Below are 22,629 nucleotides of genomic sequence, written 5' to 3' on the forward strand. Positions count from 1 at the left end.
GCGTCCCTGACGTTGTCAGTTCGGTGTCTTCCGGGGGCGCAATAGCAGTCGCTCGTGGGTAGTAGAAGTGACGGGGTAGGTCAACAACGGGAAGCACGCGTGGAAACCACACGTGCCGAAAGGTGGCTGCTGACCGTGCCGTCTACCTGGTCCTCTCTCCTGTCGCTACAAAACACCTCCGATACTCAGGTCTGTAAAGTTCGGTGTTTTGAGAAACGTCGCTCTGCAAGCGACGTGATCCGTACTGCGTCTCGAGAAGACAAAAACCGCACCGAAACCGAGCGGCCGTCGTCAGTAGAATTCGCGGACGAGGTCCATCGCGTCCTCGGGCGCGCCGTCCGGAATCTCGGACATGTCCTCGGTGACGCCGTGCTGTTCGTGGTACGGCACGGAGTTTTCGTTCTGATACATCACGCCCTGGTACTCCTTCTCGCTGTCGAGGATGACTTTCTTGGCGGCCTCGTAGTCGTTCGCGTCGTGGTCCTCGTCCTCCTGCAGGTCGACCAGCGAGTCGCGGAAGTAGTCGTAGGTGTCGACGTCGTTGAACGTGACGCAGGGACTGAAGACGTTGACGAAGCCGAAACCGTCGTGTTCGATCGCTTTCTGGACGATCTCCTGGTGGCGCAGCGCGTCCGAGGCGAACGACTGCGCGATGAAGGTGGCGCCGGAAGCGAGCGCGAGCGCGAGCGGGTTGACCGGCGGCTGCTTCGGTCCTTCGGGCGTCGTCGCGGTCTCGAAGTCCGAGCGCGAGGTCGGCGAGGCCTGTCCCTTCGTCAGGCCGTAGATCCGGTTGTCCATGACGACGTAGGACATGTCGACGTTCCGGCGGACGGCGTGGACGAAGTGACCGGCACCGATCGAGTAGCCGTCACCGTCGCCGCCGGCGACCATGACCTCGATGTCGGGGCGGGCCATCTTGACGCCGGTCCCGACCGGGAGCGCACGGCCGTGAACCCCGTGAAGGGCGTAGCTGTGCATGTAGGTCCCGATCTTGCCGGAACAGCCGATCCCGGCCACCACGAAGGTGTTGTCGGGATCGTTGCCGGTCTCGGCGAGGGCTTTCATCATACCGTTCATCGTCCCGAAGTCGCCGCATCCGGGACACCACGTCGGCTGCTTGTCGGATTTGAAGTCTGTGAATCGAACGTCGGAGCTCATTGTGCTGGTACCTCCTCGGAGAGTTTGTCGGTGATCTCTTCTGCGAGTTCGTCCGCCTTGAAGCGGACGCCGGTGTACTTGTTAATGCGCTTCACGCGGGTAAGCACGTCGTGTTCGATGAGGTCGGCGAACTGCCCGGTCGCGTTACACTCGGCGACGATCACGTCGTCGGCGGCCTCGATCTCCTCGCTCAGATCCGGTCGCGGGAAGATGTACGGCACCGAGATCACGCGCACGTCGATTCCTTCGTCCTCGAGGTAGTCGAGTGCTTCGACGAGCGCGCCCTCGTTCGACCCCCACGAGATGACGAGGTTGTCCGCGTCGGAGTTCCCGAACTCGCGGTAGTCCCAGTCTTCCTCGTTCTTGGCCGTCTCGACCTTTCGGTTTCGCTTGTCGACCTGCTGAACGCGTTCGTTCTGTTCCTCGGTCCGCCGACCGAGTTCGTCGTGCTCGAGACCCGTGCTCATGTGGGCGCCGTCGGTCGTGCCGGGGACTGCACGCGGACTGACGCCGTCCTCGGTGACGGCGTGGGCGCGGAACCGACCCTGGGCGTCGAGCCACTCGTCGACCTCCTCTTCGTCGACGAGTTTGCCGCGGTCGATCTCGACCTCGTCCATGTCGAACGCCTCCGGCGGGAACGTCTGTTCGGTCACCGCGAGCGCGAGGTCGGCGACGACGTAGACCGGGGTCTGGTACTGCTCGGCGAAGTTGAACGCCTCGACGGTCTTCCAGAAACACTCCGAGATGGTCGTCGGGGCGACGACGAACCGCGGGATCTCGCCGTGGCCGCCGTACAGCGTCATGTTGAGGTCGCCCTGCTCCTGTTTCGTCGGCATCCCGGTCGAGGGACCCGAGCGCATGACGTCGACGATGACCAGCGGCGTCTCGCTGGTCGCGACCAGTCCGAAGGTCTCGGTCATGAGGTCGATACCGGGGCCCGAGGTCGCCGTCATCGAGCGCGCACCGCCGCGTGCGGCGCCGAGCGCCATGTTGATCGCGGCCAGTTCGTCCTCGGCCTGGACGACGTGCCCGCCGAACTCCTCGATTCGACCCGTCAGATACGTCATCACGTCCGTCGCCGGCGTGATCGGATAGCCGGCGTAGAAGCGACAGCCGGCGGCGATCGCACCCATCCCGATCGCCTCGTCGCCGTTGAGCAGGACGTAATCGTTGTCGGTCGTCTCGAGGTCGTAGCCGAGGTCGTCGAGATCGTAGTTCTCCCGGACGTACTCCTGTCCCAGGCGAGCGGCTTCCTTGTTGTTCTCGACGATCTGCGTTCCCTTCCCGCCGAAGCGCTTCTCGAGCGATTCGTCGAGGTACTCGACGTCGAAGCCCGTGATCTCGCAGGCGGCACCGAGCGCGACGACGTTGCGCATGATCGAACCGCCGGCGTCCTCGGCGATCGACTTCAGCGGAACGTCGACGCCCGTGACGTCCTCGGGAACGTCGGCGTCCCAGGAGCGCTCGCCGTCGTAGATGACGGCGCTCCCCTCGTGGAGTTCGTCCAGGTTCTCGTCGATCGTTCGCTGGGTCAGTGCGACGAGGATGTCCAGTCGATCGACGACGCTCTGGACCTCGTCGACGGACGTCCGGATCTTGTAGGCTGTGTATCCGCCGCGGATCCGCGACGCGAAGTCTTTCGAGGTGAATACGTGTCGTCCAGCACGCGAGAGTGCCTGAGCGAAGATCTTACCGGTGGAGTCGATGCCGTCGCCAGCCTCGCCCCCGATCGCCCAGTTGAGGTCCTCAGCCATGTTATGCAGAACCTTGCTCCCAGTAAATGAAAAGGCTTCTGAAACCCCCATCGAACTACTGACTCGCCCCCGAGTATATCGTTACTCGCCCCGGTCGTCCGCCCCTCGCCGAGGTGAACGGAACCGCTTTTCACGCCGCCGCTGGACTGGTTCGACATGGTCGACATCGAGGGAACGCCAGTTGCCGTCGAATCGGTACGCGAGGTCGGACCGAACACCGTCGCGCTCGAACTCGAAACGCCCGACGGATTCGACGCGCTTCCGGGACAGTTCGTGCTGCTCCGGGCCGTGCCGGGCGAGGACGAGGCCGCCGACGAGGACGACGTCGTCGCGCGCCACTACACGCTTTCTTCCTCGTCGGTCGAGGAGACCTTCGAGATCACGGTCGGGATCGACCCCGACGGCGATCTCTCGCCGTGGCTCGCGGACCTCGAGAGCGGCGAGACCGTCCACGTCGAGGGCCCCTTCGGCGAGATCACCTACGAACGCGATCGGGACGTCGTCGCGGTCGCGGGCGGTCCGGGTATCGGCCCCGCGGTCTCGATCGCCGAAGCGGCGTACGAGGCGGGCCACGACGCGACCGTCGTCTACCAGGCCGACGAACCGGCCCACGTCAACCGACTCGAGAATCTCGAGGACGAGGGCGTGACGGTCGTCTTCGTCGACGAGGACGACGAGGACGAACTGGGCGACGCGATCGGGGCGCACCTCGAGGACGGACAGTGCTACGCCTTCGGCTTCCACGACTTCGTCACGTTCGTCGCGGAGACGATCGACGAGGCGGGTGGCGACTCCGACGAGGCGCTGATCGAGAACTTCGGGTAAGAGGTCGCTTTCGCGCTCGGGAGCGGCGGTTCGATCGATGACGGGCCGCTATGCCCGCACCGAGCGTCAGTGCTCGGAGTCTTCGATCTCCGCGTAGTACTCCTCCTCCGACCAGTCGCCGTCGAGGTACGCGTTGGCCCATTCGGGTTCGAGAAAGACCATGAAATCCACGTTTTCGTCGTCGAGAGCGGTCGGCATCGCGCGACGATCGAACCCCCGACCGACGATCTCGGCGTAGGCGGTCCCGAGGATCGGGACGTCGGCGTCTACTCCGCCGCTGTCGGTGTACTCCGGGACGAACATCCCGTTTAATTCCCAGTTCGCGACCGAGAGGTCGTCGTCGATAGCCTCGACCATCTCCGCGGCGAGCCCCCTCACCTCCTCGCTGTCGCCGCTCGGATCGTCCGCGTCGCCGGCTCCCCCGTCATCACCGTCCCCGTTCCCGGTCGTATCGTCCAGACAGCCCGCGATCGTTCCGCCGCCGACGGCAGTCGCGATACCCAGAAGGGTCCGCCTCGAGAGGGCGGCGGGTGTTCCGGAGATCCCTCGTTGTGCCATGAATAGGACCTCCGTTATCGAGTCACAAAATACGTTCCCGGGATCGGTAGTAGCGCGGATAGGTACGGACCGTTCCCTACTCGATCCACGAGTGTGAGTCTCGTTCACGCACGACTGAACGAAGAGTTATTCGGCCGGAGTCCCTGAAACAAACAATGAGCGCGCTCGAACCCACGCTCCTGCAACTCGAGGAGGTGCTCGCCGAGCCGACGCTGCTCGTCGGACTGCTCGTGCTCGCGGTCGCGGCCATCACCGTCTGGCAGATGGTCGAGATCGTCGACGCCTACAACAGGGGTGCGCTGACCGTCTTCGGGGAGTATCGCAAACTGCTCCAGCCGGGGCTGAACATCGTGCCGCCGTTCGTCTCGCGGGTCTACACGTTCGACATGCGAACCCAGACGATCGACGTGCCGACCCAGGAGGCGATCACGCGGGACAACTCGCCCGTGACCGCCGACGCCGTCGTCTACATCCGCGTTATGGACGCGAAACGAGCGTTCCTCGAGGTCGACGACTACAAGAACGCCGTCTCGAACCTCGCCCAGACGACGCTGCGAGCCGTGCTGGGTGACATGGAACTCGACGACACGCTCAGCCGGCGCGAGATGATCAACGAGCGGATTCGCACCGAACTCGACGAACCCACCGACGAGTGGGGGATCCGCGTCGAGAGCGTCGAGGTCCGCGAGGTCACGCCCTCGCGCGACGTCAAGGGGGCGATGGAGCAACAGACCTCCGCCGAACGGAAGCGCCGCGCGATGATCCTCGAGGCCCAGGGTGAACGCCGCAGCGCCGTCGAGAAAGCGGAGGGTGACAAGCAGTCGAACATCATCCGCGCCCAGGGTGAAAAGCAGAGCCAGATCCTCGAGGCCCAGGGTGACTCGATCTCGACCGTCCTGCGCGCTCGCTCCGCCGAGTCGATGGGCGAACGGGCCGTGATCGACAAGGGGATGGAAACCCTCGCCGAGATCGGGGGAAGCGAGTCGACGACGTTCGTCATGCCCCAGGAACTCACCTCGATGGTCGGCCGCTACGGCAAACACCTCTCCGGCAGCGACGTCGAACAGGACGGTGCGAAACTCGAGAGTCTCGAGTTCGACGACGAGACCCGCGAACTGATCGGCCTCGACGACATCAGCGAGATCCTCGGCGAGATCGACGAGGAACTCGAGATGGACGTCGAGGCGATGGAACAGGAGGCCAAGGCGATTCAGGAGGGCGAAGACATGGGCCAGAATCCCGACAGCGTCAGCGATCCCGACGAAGTCGACGCGATGCCGGGTGAGGCGGAGTCAGACGAGCGCTAAGAGAACCGCTCGAGCAGTTCTGACGGAGCCGGGCGAGCACCGAGGCCGGAAACCAGAATCGTTTTTCACCGTCCGGCGGATGTGAGAGCATGCCAGACGAGTCGCAGTTCGACCCCGGGGAGCGTCCGATATCGCGATGGACGCGATCGCAGGCGGCGGATCGGGCGCAGCGACGAGACGATGGCGCCGGTCGTCTATCCGCCGGAGAACGACGTCGACCTCGATCTGCACATCTGGGACACCTGGTTCCCCCGGAATCGCGACGGCACGATCGCCGAAATCGACGGCTACCGAGTCGTCTTCTCGCTGACGGCCTCGAGCGAACTCTTTCCCGGCAAGCGCCACGACGTGGCGACGATTCGCCACTTCTACTCCCGGGACGGCCGCGAGTGGACCTGCGGCGGACCGGTCTTCGAGGACGGCGCGGAGCAACGCTCCGCGAGCAGTCGGACGCAGTCCGGCGACGACCGGCCTGTCGATCTCGGGCCCGTTCGACCACGAGATCCTGTTGTGCCCGGACGGGACGGTGTACGAGCGAGAAGACCAGTCCCGCGGAATGATCTACACCTTCCGCAACCCGTGGTTCTTCGAGGATCCCCAGACCGGCGAGACCTGTCTGCTGTTCGAGACCAACACGCCGATTCCAGATCCCGAACTCGAGGAGGGTTCGACGCCGAACCGAAACACCTCGATTTCAACGGCAGCGTCGGCATCGCCGTCTCGCCGTCCGGCGATCCGACCGACTGGGAACTCGAGTCGCCGCTACTGGAGGGTGCCGGGACGAACCAGGAACTCGAGCGCCCGCACGTCGTCGTCCGCGACGGGCGATACTACCTGTTCCTCTCGAGTCACGAACACACCTCCGCGGAGGGACTCGAGGGGTACGACGCGCTCTACGGATTCGTCGCCGATTCGCTGCGAGGCGAGTACGTGCCGCTGAACGAGTCCGGACTCGTCCTGACGAACCCACCGAGCGCCCCGTTTCAGACTTACTCCTGGCTCGCCTACCCACACCGCGAGGAAATCCTCGTCAACAGCTTCTTCAACTACTACGACCTGCGGGGGCTCTCGCTCGACGACGTGACGAACCTCTCGCTCGACGAACAGCAGCGACGGTTCGGCGGTACGTGGCCTCCACGGTTCGGCTGACCGTCGACGGTACCGAAAGTCGCGCGCTCGGGGTTCTCGAGCACGGGCGCTTGCCGCTTCCGGACGAGGACTTCCCGCCGATCCGGCGTATCGGTCGATTTACCCGCCGGGGAATTCGACCCGCGTCGCCCCTCGTCCGTCGGCGTCTTCGGGCCGCCGGATCGATTTCCGACGAGCAACGGCCGCGTACGCGCCCTGTAGCGCGCCCCTCTTCGCGGTAGCGACGCTGAACGATCAGCGTACGTTCAAATGACTAAATTAGGAAATCCGTGAGGATGGTAGCAACTCAATGGCGGATCAAAAAACCGCGAGTGTACGTCGATCTGATCTTCGTGGGGATGACGCCGAGACGAGGCGCGCGGTGGGCGAGACGCAATCGGGCCACGAAGCGGCCGTCATCGATACGATCAGAGCGATCGACAGCGCCCGGTGGAACGCGGTCGTCGAGCGCTCGAGCTGTGGCACCGTCTTCCACCGTCACGAGTGGCTCGACGCGATCGAAACAGGGCTGGAGTACGAGTCGAAACACCTCGTCGTGACGAAGGACGGAAACATCATCGGGCTGCTGCCAAATTTCGTCGCGGACGTTCCGATGACGCCGGTCCAGCGGTTGACGTCCCTCTACCCGGGGTTCGGCGGACCGGTGGTGACGACGGACGTGGAAGACGCCCTCTCGCTGATGATCGACGCCGTTCCGGACCTCTGCACCGGGCGGACGGTCGCCCACGAGATCCGCGCGTGCAACACCGACTACCTCCGGTACAACGACTTTCTGCAGTCTCGAGGGTACCGTCCGGCTCGACTGGGCGGTCGGTTTCTGCTCCACCTCGACAGGAGCTACGAGGAGATCCTGGCCGGCATGAGTAAATCGAGACGAAAGGGTATCGAACGCGGACGGGATACCGATCACGAGATCGTCGAAGAGGACGTGACGAGGGCGAGCCTGGAGCGATTTCACCGGGTGTACGAACGACACATGGAAAACGTCGGGGGCGAAGCTTATCCGCTCGAGTTCTTCGAACGCCTAGCGGACGTGCGGTCGCGGATACTCCTCGTCACGATCCGAATCGAGGGCGAGTACGCGGGCGGGTTCCTAGAGCTGCTCGACGACGAGCAATCCGCCGTACACGGATTTTTCGCCGCCGTACCCGAAGCGTACTACGACTATCACGCGTCGGAACTCCTGTACGATTACGTGATCCGGTGGGCGATAGACCACGACTACGACCTGTACGACTTCGGCGGTTCGGAGGCCGACTTCGACGACGGCGTGTTCAGGTTCAAGGAGGGGTTCGGCGGTCGCCTGGTCCCGAACCTCTACTGGGAGCGCGGCTGCAGTCCGGCGTGGAAACTGGTGAAGGCTGGGCGATCGCTGTACTGGCGACACGCCAAGTGAGCGGCGATCACCGCCGACGCCGTCGGCCAGCCGAGCGACGAGTGTGTTGCGGTCGGCGATTTCGCCGGCCCTCGTGCCGTTCGCACCGTCCGCCGGGAACTGTTTCTCCGCCGAGATCCGTCCGGATCATGTCTCCGGGAGCGGCAGTCCCGTCCGCGTCACATTATCCGATAACCATCAATTGTAAGACATACTCAGGCCAAACGAGGGAGATAACTATGGCGGTAGAAGTGTGAGATAGTTAATAAATGACGCCGGCGAAACCGACCGCAGTCGGAATCCTGTGCGAGCCGTTCCTGTACGAGTGGCACGTGCGCTCCGTAGAGCGACTGCAGGCTGAGGCGAGTGCGAACGTTCCGCTGGTAGTGAGCAACGCCGCTACTAGGGAACACGAAGCCGAATCGTGGAACACGAGGGATCGCATCGGTCTCGACGACGTCGTCCAATTTTTCGACGTCTTCCGGCGGCAGAAAGCCTGGACGGTCGTTCTGGCGGAGCGAAACGTCGGCCGGTTGCTCGGCGACGAGGAACCGCTCTGGCACCGACGCTCCGTCGAAAACGTCGAGTGCCTCGCCGACGCGGATCACGTTCGCTGCGAGCCGAGGCGGGAGGACGGTTGGTTCGAGTTCCCCGACGACGTCGTCGCCAGGATCGCGGAGCGGTGCGACGTCGTGATCCTCTTCGGGTTCGGTCTGATCAGAGGAAAAATCCTAAACGCGCCCGAGTACGGCGTTCTGAACGTCCATCCTGCTGATATCCGGCGGTATCGAGGATTAGGTCCCGAGACGGCTTTCTACGACGGACGGACCAGCGCCGGCGCGACGGTTCAACGGCTAAACGAGACGGTCGACGGCGGCGAGATCGTCGCGTTCGACGAGACGGATATTAGCGATTGCGACACGCTGTGGGACGTCTGGGAGCGAATCGTAACGCTACAGGCCCGCCTCCTGGCCGAGGCCGTCGACAATTTGCGCGACCCGACGTTCGAACCGACGAGCGTCCCCGACGAGCAACTGGGCGACTTCTACTATCGAAGTCACCGTCACGGGCCGGAGTTCTCGGGACGAATCCTGGCGAAGAACCTCTTCGGGCGAATCCGGCGACAGTTTCGGAAAGCGGACGTCGCGGGCGGTCGGTCTATTTAACGTACGGTTCGGTTACACCGGGCGTAGGGAGCTTTTACGGCTACCTTTCGCTGCGATTCTCCTCGCTTATTTTTCTCGTTCGGGCCGCTTCGACCCCGCGACCGCGCTGCCGGCTCCGATCATCGCGACGACGCGGCCTCCTCGCGAGTCGCGGACTCCCGTTCTTCCTCCCAAGCCGAACCCATCGTCCACACGTCGATCGACTCGATGGCGGCGGTCCCGTCGGCCGCGTGGATCGACACGCCGTCGCTGTCCTCGCGCGTCGGGAAGATCCGGGTCGTCAAGCAGTGGCGTTCGTTCGCGAAAAGTTCGACGACCGAGCCGTCGACGAGGACGCGAAGCGAGAGCGTGTCGTCGACCGGCGTTACGGGCATCGAAACGGGTGCGTCCGAAGCTTGCGGATCCGCCGTCGACGCCGACCGATCGACGACCACGTCGCCCTCTCGCGTGTATCGGATCAGCGTCGTTTCCTCGCCGTCCGGCGACTCGCGGACGGCGAGTCCGAATTCGGCGGCGTCGTCGAGTCGAACCTCGGCCCGGAGTTCGAAGGATCGACTGTTGACCGGAAGCTGTCGCCGTTCGTCCTCGAGCACCCGTTCGTCCCCGTACTCGTGTGATTCCCGAAGTTCGGTCAGTTCGGGTGCGGGTCGCTGTCGAAGCCTCCCGTCGGCGTCGAGTTCCACTTGCCGGGGAAGCGACAGGGTTCCCGACCAGCCGGCGTCCCACTGGGCGGCGGGGCTTCTGTCCGGTTTCACCCAGCCCCAGGTGAGCTAGCGGTCGTTGTCGTCGTCGCGCAGCGACTGCGGTGCGTAGTAGACGCCGTGATCGAGGAGTCGTCGCTCGCCGTCGCCGAGGATCGCGAGGAGATTCGATAGCAGGCGCGTTCGGTTTTTCGCGGCCGCGTCGATTACCGGCCCGTCGAACTCGAGGGCGGTTCCGAGTCCGGCGACGTCGCCCTCGCCGACCCGCCAGCCGACCAGCGCGACCTCGTGGGGTGCCTCGATATCCTCGTGGAGGGTACTCGCGAGGACGGTCCCTCGCTCCGGAAGCACGCGTTCGTACCGCGCAGACGGCTGTACCCCCTCCGGCGCTCGCGTCCGGATGCGAACTCCGTCCAGTCCGTCGACGGCGGGATGGTCGTCGTAGTGCGATTTCCAGAAGAGTCCCGCCGTCGTCGGCTCCTCGAGCAGCGAGACGTCGGGGACGACGGGGTCGATATCGAGCGTCGGGACGGCCTCGAGGGCCCGCAGGGTGAGCAACAGCCCGCCCTCCTTCTCGACGTACGTCCTGATCGGCTCGCTGGCGCCCGTCAGCGCGGGAACGTCCGCGGCCGGTTCGGCGCGGTGCCACCAGAGGACGTCGTACTCCGTCGGGACGGTGCCGTCCGTCGCGACGGCGGCGAGTGAGACAGTATCCGCGTCGATCCCGGCCTCGGCACACCACTCGAGTGCCGCGTGCTGTTCCGGTGAACGGTCGCCGTCGACCAGGAACCCGACGGTTGCTGCTAGATCACTCATCTACACGCAACGCAGCGTTGGACGGTTATAGGATTGCCGAGGCGGACCGGTTACGGCACGATTCACCCCTCTCGCACGCCTCCTTGCCACCGATATCCGAATTCCGGGGAGGAGTCCCGGTGGATCAAGCAGGGGCGTGCTATTTGATCGTGGGGTCCCTCGTCTCGGACGAGAGACGATGACCATTCACGCTACCAGTTCGGGGTTCGACGGATCGGCTGCGAAGAAGCTCAGTACCGTCTCGACGGTGATCGACGCGGCGCTCGCGTTCGCTCGAGGCCGACCGAAGAGCGGCCTGCTGCTGCTCGCGGCTGCCGCGCTTTCCTCGCGGCTCCCCGGTCTCGGAACGGCCGTCTCGCTGCTGCTCAGACTGGCCCGACGGCTCCGCTAACTCGGGCTCGAACTGAAACTCGTGGCAAAGGAGTTTATGTTGCGAGGTAGCCGGAATCAGTATGAGGCGGCGCGAGCTACTCGTCCGTACGGCCGGCGGATTCGGCGGAATCGTCACGTTCGGGAGCGGCGGCGCCGGAGGGGCCTCGATCAGTCGATCTCCCGACGAGCCGGACGCGAGGGACCGACTGATCGAGCGTCGTGACCAGCGCTGCGTCGGCGACGAGGAAGACGAGGCGACGATCCGATTCGCGGACGAGTGCGTGGTCGTCGAGGGACTGATCAGAACGCCGACGCCGTGTCACCCGCTCGAACTCGAGGACGCGTCGTTCGACCCAGCCGACGACGCGCTCGTAGTCCGGGTCGGGGTCGGTCGTCCGGATGAAACGATCTGCGTGCAGTGTCTCGGTATCGTCGAGTACGAAGCCAGGATCGGTCTCGACGGACGTTCTCCCGACCGCGTCGAGGTCGTCCACGAGCGCCCCGACGAGACGGTCGACGTCGCGACCGCTGATCGGTAGACTCAGTGCTCGACGAACTCGATCAGGATTCCGCCGGTGTCTCTCGGATGCAGGAACGCGACCGTGTGGCCCCACGCACCGGGGCGCGGCTCCTCGTCGACGAGTTCGACGTCCTGGTCGCGTGCGGTCTCGAGTGCGGCCTCGATGTCGTCGGTCGCGAGCGCGAGGTGGTGGACACCCGGGCCGTTGCGGTCGAGGTACTGCGAGATCGTTCCGCCCTCGAGGGGCTCGAGCAGTTCGACGTAACCGTTGCCGCAGTCGAGGAAGACGACGCGCATCCCGTCGAACTCCTCCTCGTGAGCGATCTCGAGGTCGAAGAGCTCCGCGTACAGTTCTGCGAGGTCCCGTGCGTCGTCGGTCGCGATCCCTGCGTGGTCGAAGTGCATCGAGAGAGGGGTTCGATCCGCCGCGGTGAGAGTGTTGCTGTTCGAACGATTCTATCGCGACGGCTGGTTCCGACTCGACGGGTTGTTCCTCGATCGGTCCGAACTACTCACGCGTCGCCGTCGTCTACGGCCGGCAGCGTGAACGAGAACGTCGAGCCCTCGCCGGGCTCGGAGTCGACCCAGATGTCGCCGCCGTGGCGCTCGACGATCCGCTCGCACAGAGCCAGTCCGATGCCGGTGCCGGCGTGCTCGTTGCGGCTGTGGAGGCGATTGAACATCTCGAAGATACGGTCTCTCTCGTCCGGTTCGATCCCGATACCCTCGTCGCGAACGGAGACGGTCCACTCCGTTCCAGTTCGTTCGGTCGAGACGTGAACGCGCGGAGCGTCGTCGCTGTACTCGATCGCGTTGTCGAGCAGGTTCTGGAACACCTGCCGGAGCTGGCTGGCGTCTCCCTCGACGCGTGGGAGCGGCTCCGCGGTGATCTCGGCGTCGCGTTCCGCGATCCGTATCTCGAGGTCCGACAGGACGTCCTCGAGGACCGTCTCGAGATCGACCGATTCGAACGGATCGCCCCGCGTCTTGATCCGGGAGTAAGCGAGCAGCCCGTCGATCATCGCCCGCATCCGCTCGGCACCGTCGAGGGCGTACTCGAGGAACTCCTCGCCGTCGTCGTCGAGCGCGTCCTCGTACCGCCGCTCGAGAAGCTGGAGGTAGCTCGAGACCATCCGCAACGGCTCCTGCAGGTCGTGGCTGGCGGCGTAGGCGAACTGCTCGAGGCGCCGGGTCTCCGCCTGTAACTCGTCGATGTACTCCTGGCGTTCGAAGTGAAACTTCACGAGCGTCGCGACCGTGTCGATCAGCTCGCGCTCTTCGTCGATAAACAGTTCCGTCTCGTTCTCCGGCGGGAGTTCGATGAAGCCGACGTCGATCGTGATCGGCGTCCCGTTGGCCGTACTGGTGCGGGCGGTGATCTGTCGCTCGAACAGTTCGTACGCATCGGTGGCCGCCTCGTAATCGCCGATCGAGATGTGCGCGGCGGTCCGCGCCGGGTACCGGAAGGACTTCGGGAGCTCCGCGACGAACTCCTCGAGCAGCTCGTCGACCGGCTGGTCGCCGGTCTCGAGCAAGTTCGTGGCGAGCTGGACGGTGGCCAGTTCCTGCTCACGTTCCTCGAGTTCCTGCTTGCGCCGTTCTGCTAGCTCCTTCAGCTCGGTGATGTCCGTCGCGGTCACGACGACCTGCTTCGGCTCTCTCCCTTCGGCGGTAATCGGCGTGGCGTTTATCGACAGCCACGTCTGCTGCTGGTCCGGTGGGTCTAACAGAATTTCTCGATCGTACAGGGGCTCGCCCGTCTCGAAGGCCCGGGCTGCGGGTCGTTCCTCGACCGAGAGCAGGTTGCCGTTCGCGTCGAACACGTTCCGCTGGTCCGCAGTGTACTCCAGGGCGTCGGCCGGTGAAACGCCGAGCAGTTCCGACATCCGTTCGTTTGCCCGACTGATCGATCCGTCCGGATTGACGACCTTGATGCCGACCGGACTCGTTTCCAGAATCTGCTCGGTCAGGTCGCGTTCGCGCTGGAGTTGCTGTTCCCGCGCTCGACGATCGGTCATATCACGAGTGACCTTCGCGTACCCCTGTAGCTCGCCCTCGTCACGGATGGCCGTAATCGTCACGTTCGCCCAGAACTGCGAGCCGTCGGAGCGGACGCGCCAGCCTTCGTCCTCGACGGAACCGCGTTCTCTCGCCTGTCCGAGATTCCGCTCAGGAACGCCGTTCGCCCGATCGTCGTCGGTGTAGAAAACCGAAAAGTGCTCGCCGAGGATCTCCGTCGCCTCGTAGCCCTTGATTCGTTCGGCCCCTTCGTTCCAGCTGACGATCCGCCCCTCGGGATCGAGCATGAATATCGCGTACTCTTCGACCGCATCGACCAGCGACTGAAACCGCTGTTCGCTCTCCTGGTGGGCCCGTTTCGACTCCTTCCGGTCGGTTATGTCGTAGTACAGTTCGACGCGACCGCCGGCGTACTGGCCGGACTCGATGGGTTTGCTCCGGTGTTCGAGCCAGCGCTCCGCTCGATCGGGACCGGGCGTGATTCGACACTCGAACCGTTCGATGTAGGTATTATCGTCGTAGGTCGCCGAGAGGGTCTCCACGAATTCGTCGGGATCGGCGAGGCGGTCCCGAATCGTCTCCTCGATGACCGTGCGCTTGTCCCGACCGATGACATCGGTTCGATCCACGCCGAAGTACTCTTCGGCGGTTTCGTCGATCCACGCGACGTCGAACCTCTCGTCGAGGATGAACACGCCGACGTCGGCTTCGTCGATGACGGAGGAGATCGACTTGTAGGTCTCCCAGATCGACGTGAAGTCGTCGTGTCCGCGGCCACGGTCGTCGACGTCTCGAAGGACGCCGACGGTTCCCTCGAACTCGCCGTCAGTTTCGAGGAGGCTGAACCGCAACTCGCAGGGAACGGCGTCGCCGTCTGCAGTCTCGATTGAGAGGTCGAACGTGGTGTTTCCGTCCGCGTCGGTCTCGAGCCGTCTTCGGACTTCGTGCGCCAGTTTCTCGGCGTTCTCCTCGTCGACGACGATCGAGACGTGCTCGCCGAGAAGTTCGTCGCGCGCGTACCCTGTCGTTTCGAGGACGCCGTCGTTGACCGCGACGAACCGCCCCTCGGCGTCGAGTTGGAAAATTCCGTCGTCGACCGTGTTCACCAGCGTTTGATACCGTTGAAGCGCCTCAGTTTCGTTCTCTCCACCCCAGAACGCTCCTTCGGAAGCCCCCACACGATCGTCCATACCGGTACCGTGACTCGTGAGCCGCATAAGCTCTCTGTCCGACCGGTATGGTAACGGACGATAACTCTCATCTCCAGTCGCCCGTCACTACGTGAGTCCGATTCTGCGTGCGATTCTCGACGCCAGACTTCGCTCGGTCAGTTCGAACACCGTCCGCATCTCGTCGGACGAGAGTTCGAAGTCGAAGACGTCCGCGTTCGCCTCGATGTGTTCGCGACTCGAGGCCTTCGGGATCGCGGCGACGAAGGGCTGCTGGAGCAGCCACCGCAAGGCGACTTGCGCCGCGGATTTCCCGTACCGCTCGCCGATCTCCTCGAGGCGATCGTCGCCGACGACGGAACCCTTCGCGAGCGGGCTGTACGCCGTCAGCAGGATCTCCTCGTCGACGCAGTACGACAGGAGGTCGTCCTGTCGGTGGTAGGGATGGTACTTCACCTGGTTGGTAAGGATCGGCGTCTCCGAACGCTCTTGTGCGTGCTCGAGTTGCTCGACCGAGAAGTTACTGACGCCGATGTGCTCGACGGCACCCTCGTCCTGGAGCTCGTTCATCGCACCGAGCGTCTCCTCGAGCGGCGTGTGATCTCGCGGCGCGTGGATCAACAGGAGATCGACGCGGTCGATCCCCAGGCGCTCGAGGCTCGCGCGGGTCGACTCGAGGACGTCGTCGTGCGCGAGATTGGCGGTATCGACCTTAGTCACGACGAAGACGTCCTCGCGCGGAACGTCGCTCTCCGCGAGCGCGTTCCCGACGGCGTCCTCGTTGTCGTACAGCTGGGCGGTGTCGACGTGTCGGTAGCCGGCCTCGAGCGCGGCCGCGACCGCGCGCCGACACTCGTCGCCGGTCGTTCGGGCAGTTCCGAACCCGAGCGACGGGACGTCGACCCCCTGTGCGGTTACGGTTTCGGATGCGGGATCGGGGTTCACGGACGGACGTTCACCGCTTCGGCTCTTGAGTATTCTCCCGATCGACCGGAGTTCGGTTTCCCGCCGATCGTTCGCCGGCAGTACACGGGTCGGAACCCGTAGCGATACTCTGAATCGGTCGAATCGTATTACTGTTACCCGTTTCTATTAACGCACCTGCTCCAGTAACGGATAACAATCATACGCGCGCGACTTTTTATCAATCTCCGTATAATATTTATGCCGATAGTCGCCGTAGCCGTCAATCACGTCGACCTCGAGGCCGTAACCACGCGGATCGCTGCACCAGGCCGGTCACTCGAGCGGCTTCCAGTATTAATGGAGATTGATGATCCGATGAAAGCCATCGTACTTGCGGGTGGATACGCAACCCGTATGTGGCCGATTACGAGGCACCGACCGAAGATGCTCCTGCCGCTCGGAGAGCGGACTGTTATCGGGCAAATCCTCGCGCAACTCGAGGCAGACGAGCGAATCGACGACATTTACGTGAGCGTCAATCGACGATTCGCCGAGGATTTCGTGCAGTTTCTCGCGGCGAGCGGGTTCGAACGTCCGCGGGTGAGCGTCGAAGAGACGACGAGCGAGTACGAGAAGCTCGGCGTCATTGGCGCGCTCTCGCAACTCGTCGAGCGCGAGAGGATCGACGACGATCTGCTGGTCGTCGCCGGTGACAACCTGATGGGCTTCACCATGAGTGAGTTCGTCGATGCGTTTCAAGAACGCGACGCATCGACGATTGCAACCTACGACGTCGGCTCGCGCGAGAAGGCGAAATCGTACGGTCTCGTCCGGGCCGACAACGGCCGAGTAACGAGTTTTCAGGAGAAACCGGCCGAACCCGAGAGTACGCTCGTTTCGGTCGCCTGTTACGCGTTTCCCCGCGATGTTGTCGTCTTCGACGAGTACCTCGCCGACGGGAACAATCCGGACGAGATCGGCTGGTTCGTACAGTGGTTGCAGGCGCGACAGCCGGTCTACACGTACTCGTTCGACGAGGTCTGGTACGACATCGGCTCCGGCGAGAGTTACATCGACGCCGTCAGCTGGGCGCTCGAGGGCGAGTCGTTGGTCGCGGAGTCCGCGACGGTCGAAGAGTCGACGCTTCAAGAGAGCGTCCACGTGATGCCCGGCGCGACGGTCGAAAACTCGACGCTCCGAAAGTCGGTCGTCTTTCCCGAGACGGAGATCAGGAACAGCGAGCTCTCTCGAACGGTCGTCGATCAGTACGCGTCGGTCGTCGACCTCGAACTGTCGGAGACGCTCGTCGGTCCTCACTCGAAGCTCAGCCGGTGATCGATTACTCGACCGTTCCCGTTCGGTTTCGTAACCGAGACCGCCCGTACACCGTTCGACGACTAACGCCAAGCCGGAGCCGAAGACGGCCGCAATCGCGGCGATCGGGGGCCGCTCCTCACGCTGATTCGTCTATAGCACCAATTGAAACGGTTCACACACCGATCGCACTGTGCGCGGTTCTCGCTTGCTTCGCTCGCTCCGACCCGCGCTCCCGTCGTGCGATCGGTGTGCGCTGACTTTCAGCGGCTACTATAGTCGCACTCGAACCGCGAAGACAGTACTGATCGGCCCCTCGAACTGCTCGAGCGTCTTTTCGACGACCTCTTCGACGAGACGTTCCGTACCGACCCTTCGTATCCGAGCGCGACAGGTGACGACCCGCGATTTCGGTGTGACCGTCCTCTGCCCGTTCGTCGACGATCCGTCCATCGAGTTCCGCTCGAGAACGTCCGGATACGAGACGTCCTCGCCGGTCTCTGTTTCTTCGGTTTTCACCGTACACACCCCGCAATACCTGTGCCGACGATTGTTCCGCCGGCATCGACCAGAAATTCCGCCGATCCGTCGCGCGCTTGCCCTGTTCTTCTTCCAACGTCATACGACCGGCGTCCGTCGGTAGTAATGCCCTCATTCAACCACACGTAACGCTAACGTGAGCGTACACGGGCGCTCCGGTGGACGAAGCGTCGGCCGAGTGAGCGACCGAGGCAGTTCATCACACACGTGACAACAACACACCATACACGTATATAATATTATAGTATAAAGAACGGGGCTAATCGTGTTACTTTTATCGGTTGGTTCGATGTCAGTTGTCTAAGTCCCCGGACGAATCGTGTATGAACACGGCCGAAAACGCGCCTCGAACCGCGTCACACGTGCCCTCTAAGCCCCCGTTAAAGATGAGATCCGATGAAACCGACTCGACGCCGACCCGATCAGAATCGGAGAGGCCGACCGTGGATGCGCCCAGCGGTGGCGTATTGCTCGCATCCGATAGCGAAATCGACCCCGTCTTGAGCATCATTATGCCGACCCTCAACGAGGAGGTCGGCGTCGTCGAATGTCTCCGACGGATCAAACGGGCGGTGACGGAGTTGGACGTCCCGGCCGAGGTGATCGTGAGCGATAGTTCGACGGACCGAACTCCGGCGATCGCCCGCGAACACGGCGCGATCGTCGTGACTCCTGACGGAATAGGATACGGCTACGCGTACCGGTACGCGTTTGAACGTGCGCGTGGCGATTACATCGCGATCGGCGACGCGGACACGACCTACGATTTCGAAGATCTTCCTCGCCTGTACGAGCGCGTCGCGCACGGTGACGCGGATATGGCGCTCGGAAGTCGCTTGAACGGCGAGATCGAACCCGGAGCGATGCCACTCTTGCATCGGTATATCGGCAACCCTGCGCTCACGATGTTCCTGAACGTATTCTACGACGCAAACGTGAGCGACGCTCACAGCGGGTTTCGGGTCGTCGAAAAGGAAGCTCTCGATCAACTCGAACTCCGCAGCAGCGGGATGGAGTTCGCGAGCGAGATGTTGATGAAGGCAAATGTCGAGGGACTGGAGATTGAGGAGGTACCCATCACCTATCACACTCGAGAAGGAGAGGCGAAACTCAGCACCCTTCACGACGGCTGGCGACACGTTCGGTTTATGCTGATCAACGCCCCAGGGTACCTCTTCTCAGTACCGAGCGTACTATTCCTGGTCTCCGGGATTGCACTTTTGCTTTCCGCTCGATTTACCACCGATATTCTCGTGTTCTTCGGACTTCGTGCGGCCGTGGTCGGGAGTCTGCTGCTTATCGTTGGTTTCCAGATCGGCAGTCTCGCGGTCTTCAGCACAGTCGCGGGTGGCTCGATTCGTGCTACGCGCGATCCCCTCACGAACTGGATCGCCGACTCCAGGAAACTCGAGCACGGCCTTACTGCTGGAGTTCTATTATCTGTCAGCGGTACGGCGTATTATGCCGTCCTCTTGGTTAGAGCTCTCGAAGCGGGTTCGCCTCCTTCACTCATATCCAGCATGACTGCGTTTACCGTGATCATATTGGGATTGCAAACGGTATTTTCGTCGTTCTTCTTCAGCCTTCTCGGAGACTATCACAAATGACGTTCCGATCGGTGTAGGGGAACTGTAGAACCCCTCTCTAGGAGGAATCGATCTAGATATAAATTGATAGCTTTACTGCCTGTAATAAAAACCACGTTCACCGTCGTCGGTTCTCTACTAGGCGGTGTCGCGTTGTAATTACCACCAGTCCGGTATCGGCACCCGATCTCTCCACTCGCGCCCCTCGATGTCCCAGTCCCCAGCAGGTTCCGTTAATCCCTGACGGTTGAATTCGCTCTTCAGAGCGATCCGTTTACTCACGTACTCTTCGCCGAGGACATTATGGCGGTATCGCAGATATGTTCCGTATGCGAATAGTAGGAACCCGATCGGAGCCGGGATGATAAACATGCTCCAGACAGCCCCGGTTACGATATACTTCGTCGATTTTCGGTACCGCTCTCCTCGCTTGATCTCTTTCTTGGACCATCCTTGTTCTTGAAATTGCTTTTTGATCCAATATTCTCGGTACTGCCAGTTCTCTGCGGTCGAGTCTTTCATCACTTATCTAACGATATCCCGAGGTATGTAATAAGTGGGCAGGAACAATCCAATTAGTAATGTGTGTATTGTGAATAACGGTCTCGCGTTACGAGCATCATTACCCATGCAATCTTATGGTAATAACGACAAATTATACGAATTTATTTGATATTCTATCACCAAACTCCTGTGAACGGTTCTGCGACCAGTATTTCTAAATCGTGTACCAGAGAACGTTTCAAAGGATAATATAGTCTCACACCTGACATAAGACATAGTGAATTTATCAGCTGTTAGGCGCGTCATTACAAGGATTTTATTGGGAATACCAAAAACGATGAGCGGACGATCGTCGCGGGGAACTTTCCGGACGTTCCTTCGAGAGTTTCCCGCAGATCTCGGGGCGGTACTCGTACTGACGGCACTGGTTAACGTCTCTACCTTTGCACCAGTAGTCCGAGAGACGGCGCTGCGGATCCCTCTCGGTCTCGTGTTTATCCTTTTCGCTCCGGGATACGTCTTTGTCGCGGCTTTGTTTCCCGAGATCCCGTCGAACGACACTACCGATAGCGGATCAGAGAGCCGGATTTCGAGGGTACGGTCCGAAATGGACTTGATCAAGCGCGTCGCTCTTTCTCTCGGGGTGAGCATAGCGATCGTCCCGCTGATCGGACTCGTACTGTCTTTCGTGCCGGTGAGTAGCGGGTTCAGGTCGGTCATGGTTGCACTGACCGTATTTACGCTCACCGTCACGATCGTCGCGGCGATACGAAGACGGGACCTGCCCGAAGAAAAACGCTTTCAGATTCCGTATCGCGACTGGTACGGTACTTGCCGCAGCGGTATTCTCGAACCGGACACGCGTCTCGATCTGGGCTACAGCATCCTCGTTATACTCTCGCTCGTCTTGTTGCTCGGGGCAGTGTCGTTCGCGATCACCGCCCCGCTCGAGGACGAGCAATTCTCGACCATCTACCTCCTCACGGAAGAGGAGGAAGACCTCACCGCGAATAATTATCCGACGGAGTTCGCCGCAGGGGAGAGCGAGGAGTTAATCGTCGGCGTCGAGAATAACGAACATCGGACGGTAGCGTACACCGTGGTCGCTGTCGAACAGAAAGCGGACGTCGTCGACAACCGAACTTCCGTTACCGAACAGCGGGAGCTCGATCGCTTCGAGACGGAACTCGACCACGACGAATCGTCCCAGCGTACGTACGAATTAGAGCCCACGTTGACGGGTGAGAACGTCCGCGTCGTGTGGTTACTGTACGCCGACGGTACCGTGCCCGACGAACCGTCGATGGAGAACGCCGACTACTACGTCTATCTCTGGCTGAGCGTCACCGAGTGACCGGACCGCTCTCGAAACGCTGCGTCACTAGCGCTGGTCTCGGGACCGGGAGTGAAAGATGAGCGCTATCCACACCGACTACTGTCAGCGATATATTTCTAATTTTACTATTGTGGGGAATCGAAGAGTTATCGCTGCTGTCACCGCTCGAACTGTTTCGGAAACGCGTCACTAGTAGCACCCCCTATTTAACCCTCGACACCGTCGGGCTATAAATGATTCTCCATGGAAAATCGAGATCGTGGGGAAATAATGTCCGATTCAGGTAAAGAGTACGTTCTGGTCACGGAGTATTTCCACCCGGATACGGCATCCACCGGCCAATTGATGACGGATCTCGCGGTCGGGCTCAAGGAACGAGGACTGGACATCAAAGTGTATACCGGACAGCCGAACTATCACAGCGGGGAAAACGAGAAACAGCCGAGGGTGTCAGTGTACGAGAATACTCCCGTAGTTCGGATTAGCGCTCCACAAGTTCGTCAGTCGTCACTGATTCGGCGATTGTTTAACTGGACGGTATTCATCTCCTGGATGTTCGTAGTGCTACTTCTCGATACGTCGCGGAACGACCGTGAGGTGGTATTCGTTTCAATAACCCCGTTCCTTTCGACGGTGGTGTCGTTAGCCTGTCGGCTCAACGGCTGGGATTACACGTACATCGCGTACGATCTCTATCCGGACCAGGCCGCCGAGTTGGGATACGTGGCGAAAGGCGGGATCGTCGAGAGGCTATGGCGACGGGTTGAGAATAGCACGCTCTCGAGTGCGAACAACGTCGTAGTCAACGGGGAACTGATGAAAGAACGGTTACTCGAAAATTCCGAGGGGCGAGTAGATCCGACCGACGTAAAAATTATACACAACTGGGCAGACGAGGACTTTCTCCGACCGATGCCCAAAGAAGAGAATCCCTTCAGCCGAGAACACGACCTCGTCGATCCGTTCACCGTCCTGTACTCGGGGAACATCGGAGAATTCCACGATCTCGAGACGTTGATCGAAGCGGCAGCTCGGTTCGACGACGGAGACGTACAGTTTCTCATCATCGGCGAAGGTGACAAGAAGAAGTCGCTAATCCGCCTCGCGGAGTCCCTCTCTATCCTCGGGGATACCGTAACGTTCCTCCCGTATCAACCGTGGGACGACCTGCCGCACAGTCTCACGTCCGGCGACGTTTCCGTCGTAACGGTCCAGAAAGGCTTCGAGGGAGTCTGCGTCTCGAGCAAGATCTATTCGGCGATGGCGGCGGGAATGCCGATTCTCTGTATCGCTCAACCGTTCGACGACGAATCTCGTCTCGTCGATCAGTTCGACATGGGACTTCACGTCCCGCAGGGAGACGTCGACGGCACCGTCGAAGCGATCGAATCGTGGCGATCGGACGAGAGACTGTTGCAGAACCAAGGCCGAAACGCTCGGTCGGCCTTCGAGCAGAATTTCACGAAAGACGAGTGTATCGACGATTATTATCAGTTATTGACCGAAGACGGTCGGTAGGTCTGCTCACTCGATCTTCGTGCGGCAGTGTACGAA

Annotated in this window: 20 protein-coding genes and 1 pseudogene; 11 read left to right on the top strand and 10 right to left on the bottom strand. The window is 61.8% G+C overall.

Translation table 11 applies throughout. The annotated features are described in order from the left end of the window. Window positions 1-291: 291 nt before the first annotated feature. Window positions 292-1,158 carry a 2-oxoacid:ferredoxin oxidoreductase subunit beta gene (locus NED97_RS08625; RefSeq protein ID WP_252490294.1) on the bottom strand — a complete coding sequence of 289 codons (867 nt, stop codon included), beginning with the start codon at window positions 1,156-1,158 and terminating at the stop codon, window positions 292-294. Further along, window positions 1,155-2,912, bottom strand: a complete 1,758-nt coding sequence (locus tag NED97_RS08630) for a 2-oxoacid:acceptor oxidoreductase subunit alpha (protein ID WP_252490295.1) — start codon at window positions 2,910-2,912, stop codon at window positions 1,155-1,157. Before NED97_RS08630 ends, NED97_RS08625 begins: the two co-directional genes overlap by 4 nt. A gap of 165 nt (window positions 2,913-3,077) precedes the next feature. Here NED97_RS08630 and NED97_RS08635 point away from each other — a divergent pair, with 165 nt between their 5' ends. After that, window positions 3,078-3,737 carry an FAD-dependent oxidoreductase gene (locus NED97_RS08635; RefSeq protein ID WP_252490599.1) on the top strand — a complete coding sequence of 220 codons (660 nt, stop codon included), beginning with the start codon at window positions 3,078-3,080 and terminating at the stop codon, window positions 3,735-3,737. A gap of 66 nt (window positions 3,738-3,803) precedes the next feature. On the opposite strand, the gene NED97_RS08640 is transcribed toward NED97_RS08635, so the two are convergent. Continuing rightward, window positions 3,804-4,295 (bottom strand): hypothetical protein, encoded by a 492-nt coding sequence (locus NED97_RS08640; RefSeq protein ID WP_252490296.1) that lies wholly within the window; start codon window positions 4,293-4,295, stop codon window positions 3,804-3,806. A 155-nt stretch (window positions 4,296-4,450) separates the two neighbouring features. Here NED97_RS08640 and NED97_RS08645 point away from each other — a divergent pair, with 155 nt between their 5' ends. From NED97_RS08645 to NED97_RS08670, 4 genes and pseudogenes are all read left to right on the top strand, one after another. Beyond that, complete coding sequence (locus tag NED97_RS08645; protein WP_252490297.1) at window positions 4,451-5,602, top strand: SPFH domain-containing protein; 1,152 nt, start codon at window positions 4,451-4,453, stop codon at window positions 5,600-5,602. Window positions 5,603-5,691: 89 nt separating this feature from the next. Further along, window positions 5,692-6,972: pseudogene (locus NED97_RS23345) on the top strand (glycoside hydrolase family 68 protein). 68 nt (window positions 6,973-7,040) lie between these two features. After that, a complete protein-coding gene (locus tag NED97_RS08665) occupies window positions 7,041-8,147 on the top strand; it encodes a lipid II:glycine glycyltransferase FemX (RefSeq protein WP_382206391.1) in 1,107 nt (368 codons plus the stop codon). A gap of 248 nt (window positions 8,148-8,395) precedes the next feature. Next, entirely contained in the window at window positions 8,396-9,292 is an 897-nt protein-coding gene (locus tag NED97_RS08670) for a formyltransferase family protein (protein ID WP_252490299.1), read from the top strand. 119 nt (window positions 9,293-9,411) lie between these two features. Here the strand turns inward: NED97_RS08670 and NED97_RS08675 are convergent, their stop codons facing one another. Continuing rightward, window positions 9,412-10,047 (bottom strand): glycoside hydrolase family 32 protein, encoded by a 636-nt coding sequence (locus NED97_RS08675; RefSeq protein ID WP_252490300.1) that lies wholly within the window; start codon window positions 10,045-10,047, stop codon window positions 9,412-9,414. A 15-nt stretch (window positions 10,048-10,062) separates the two neighbouring features. After that, window positions 10,063-10,809, bottom strand: coding sequence for a hypothetical protein (locus NED97_RS08680; protein WP_252490301.1), 747 nt, complete (start codon window positions 10,807-10,809; stop codon window positions 10,063-10,065). 178 nt (window positions 10,810-10,987) lie between these two features. On the opposite strand from NED97_RS08680, the gene NED97_RS08685 reads away from it, so the two are divergent. After that, window positions 10,988-11,200 (top strand): hypothetical protein, encoded by a 213-nt coding sequence (locus NED97_RS08685; RefSeq protein WP_252490302.1) that lies wholly within the window; start codon window positions 10,988-10,990, stop codon window positions 11,198-11,200. 61 nt (window positions 11,201-11,261) lie between these two features. Continuing rightward, window positions 11,262-11,720: a hypothetical protein gene (locus tag NED97_RS08690; RefSeq protein WP_252490303.1), complete on the top strand. Its 459-nt coding sequence runs from the start codon at window positions 11,262-11,264 to the stop codon at window positions 11,718-11,720. Window positions 11,721-11,722: 2 nt separating this feature from the next. Here the strand turns inward: NED97_RS08690 and mce are convergent, their stop codons facing one another. The 3 genes from mce to NED97_RS08705 form a co-directional block, all read right to left on the bottom strand. Continuing rightward, window positions 11,723-12,106 (bottom strand): methylmalonyl-CoA epimerase, encoded by a 384-nt coding sequence (gene mce / locus NED97_RS08695; protein ID WP_252490304.1) that lies wholly within the window; start codon window positions 12,104-12,106, stop codon window positions 11,723-11,725. Between the two features lie 107 nt (window positions 12,107-12,213). Further along, window positions 12,214-14,910, bottom strand: a complete 2,697-nt coding sequence (locus NED97_RS08700; protein WP_252490305.1) for a PAS domain-containing sensor histidine kinase — start codon at window positions 14,908-14,910, stop codon at window positions 12,214-12,216. 87 nt (window positions 14,911-14,997) lie between these two features. Then, the gene (locus NED97_RS08705) at window positions 14,998-15,834 is read right to left on the bottom strand and encodes an aldo/keto reductase (protein WP_252490306.1); all 837 of its coding nucleotides are present in this window, start codon (window positions 15,832-15,834) and stop codon (window positions 14,998-15,000) included. A 336-nt stretch (window positions 15,835-16,170) separates the two neighbouring features. Here NED97_RS08705 and NED97_RS08710 point away from each other — a divergent pair, with 336 nt between their 5' ends. After that, the gene (locus tag NED97_RS08710; protein WP_252490601.1) at window positions 16,171-17,130 is read left to right on the top strand and encodes a sugar phosphate nucleotidyltransferase; all 960 of its coding nucleotides are present in this window, start codon (window positions 16,171-16,173) and stop codon (window positions 17,128-17,130) included. A 252-nt stretch (window positions 17,131-17,382) separates the two neighbouring features. Here the strand turns inward: NED97_RS08710 and NED97_RS08715 are convergent, their stop codons facing one another. Next, complete coding sequence (locus NED97_RS08715; RefSeq protein ID WP_252490307.1) at window positions 17,383-17,628, bottom strand: hypothetical protein; 246 nt, start codon at window positions 17,626-17,628, stop codon at window positions 17,383-17,385. 344 nt (window positions 17,629-17,972) lie between these two features. On the opposite strand from NED97_RS08715, the gene NED97_RS08720 reads away from it, so the two are divergent. Continuing rightward, window positions 17,973-19,256 carry a glycosyltransferase family 2 protein gene (locus NED97_RS08720; protein ID WP_252490308.1) on the top strand — a complete coding sequence of 428 codons (1,284 nt, stop codon included), beginning with the start codon at window positions 17,973-17,975 and terminating at the stop codon, window positions 19,254-19,256. Window positions 19,257-19,394: 138 nt separating this feature from the next. Here NED97_RS08720 and NED97_RS08725 read toward each other — a convergent pair whose 3' ends face one another. Continuing rightward, entirely contained in the window at window positions 19,395-19,757 is a 363-nt protein-coding gene (locus NED97_RS08725; RefSeq protein ID WP_252490309.1) for a hypothetical protein, read from the bottom strand. Window positions 19,758-20,076: 319 nt separating this feature from the next. Between NED97_RS08725 and NED97_RS08730 the strand changes: the two genes are divergently transcribed. Beyond that, entirely contained in the window at window positions 20,077-21,093 is a 1,017-nt protein-coding gene (locus NED97_RS08730) for a DUF1616 domain-containing protein (RefSeq protein ID WP_252490310.1), read from the top strand. Between the two features lie 327 nt (window positions 21,094-21,420). Continuing rightward, window positions 21,421-22,593, top strand: a complete 1,173-nt coding sequence (locus NED97_RS08735) for a glycosyltransferase family 4 protein (RefSeq protein ID WP_252490602.1) — start codon at window positions 21,421-21,423, stop codon at window positions 22,591-22,593. Window positions 22,594-22,629 lie beyond the last annotated feature (36 nt).

Source organism: Natronococcus sp. CG52, assembly GCF_023913515.1.
Taxonomy (GTDB): domain Archaea; phylum Halobacteriota; class Halobacteria; order Halobacteriales; family Natrialbaceae; genus Natronococcus; species Natronococcus zhouii.

What these genes read in the sequence shown, in the direction of transcription:
- NED97_RS08625 (WP_252490294.1), bottom strand. Translation starts at nt 1,158, where the DNA reads ATGAGCTCCGACGTTCGATTCACAGACTTCAAATCCGACAAGCAGCCG.
- NED97_RS08630 (WP_252490295.1), bottom strand. Translation starts at nt 2,912, where the DNA reads ATGGCTGAGGACCTCAACTGGGCGATCGGGGGCGAGGCTGGCGACGGC.
- NED97_RS08640 (WP_252490296.1), bottom strand. Translation starts at nt 4,295, where the DNA reads ATGGCACAACGAGGGATCTCCGGAACACCCGCCGCCCTCTCGAGGCGG.
- NED97_RS08645 (WP_252490297.1), top strand. Translation starts at nt 4,451, where the DNA reads ATGAGCGCGCTCGAACCCACGCTCCTGCAACTCGAGGAGGTGCTCGCC.
- NED97_RS08665 (WP_382206391.1), top strand. Translation starts at nt 7,041, where the DNA reads ATGGCGGATCAAAAAACCGCGAGTGTACGTCGATCTGATCTTCGTGGG.
- NED97_RS08670 (WP_252490299.1), top strand. Translation starts at nt 8,396, where the DNA reads ATGACGCCGGCGAAACCGACCGCAGTCGGAATCCTGTGCGAGCCGTTC.
- NED97_RS08680 (WP_252490301.1), bottom strand. Translation starts at nt 10,809, where the DNA reads ATGAGTGATCTAGCAGCAACCGTCGGGTTCCTGGTCGACGGCGACCGT.
- NED97_RS08685 (WP_252490302.1), top strand. Translation starts at nt 10,988, where the DNA reads ATGACCATTCACGCTACCAGTTCGGGGTTCGACGGATCGGCTGCGAAG.
- NED97_RS08690 (WP_252490303.1), top strand. Translation starts at nt 11,262, where the DNA reads ATGAGGCGGCGCGAGCTACTCGTCCGTACGGCCGGCGGATTCGGCGGA.
- mce (WP_252490304.1), bottom strand. Translation starts at nt 12,106, where the DNA reads ATGCACTTCGACCACGCAGGGATCGCGACCGACGACGCACGGGACCTC.
- NED97_RS08700 (WP_252490305.1), bottom strand. Translation starts at nt 14,910, where the DNA reads ATGGACGATCGTGTGGGGGCTTCCGAAGGAGCGTTCTGGGGTGGAGAG.
- NED97_RS08710 (WP_252490601.1), top strand. Translation starts at nt 16,171, where the DNA reads ATGAAAGCCATCGTACTTGCGGGTGGATACGCAACCCGTATGTGGCCG.
- NED97_RS08720 (WP_252490308.1), top strand. Translation starts at nt 17,973, where the DNA reads ATGAACACGGCCGAAAACGCGCCTCGAACCGCGTCACACGTGCCCTCT.
- NED97_RS08725 (WP_252490309.1), bottom strand. Translation starts at nt 19,757, where the DNA reads ATGAAAGACTCGACCGCAGAGAACTGGCAGTACCGAGAATATTGGATC.
- NED97_RS08730 (WP_252490310.1), top strand. Translation starts at nt 20,077, where the DNA reads ATGAGCGGACGATCGTCGCGGGGAACTTTCCGGACGTTCCTTCGAGAG.
- NED97_RS08735 (WP_252490602.1), top strand. Translation starts at nt 21,421, where the DNA reads ATGACGGATCTCGCGGTCGGGCTCAAGGAACGAGGACTGGACATCAAA.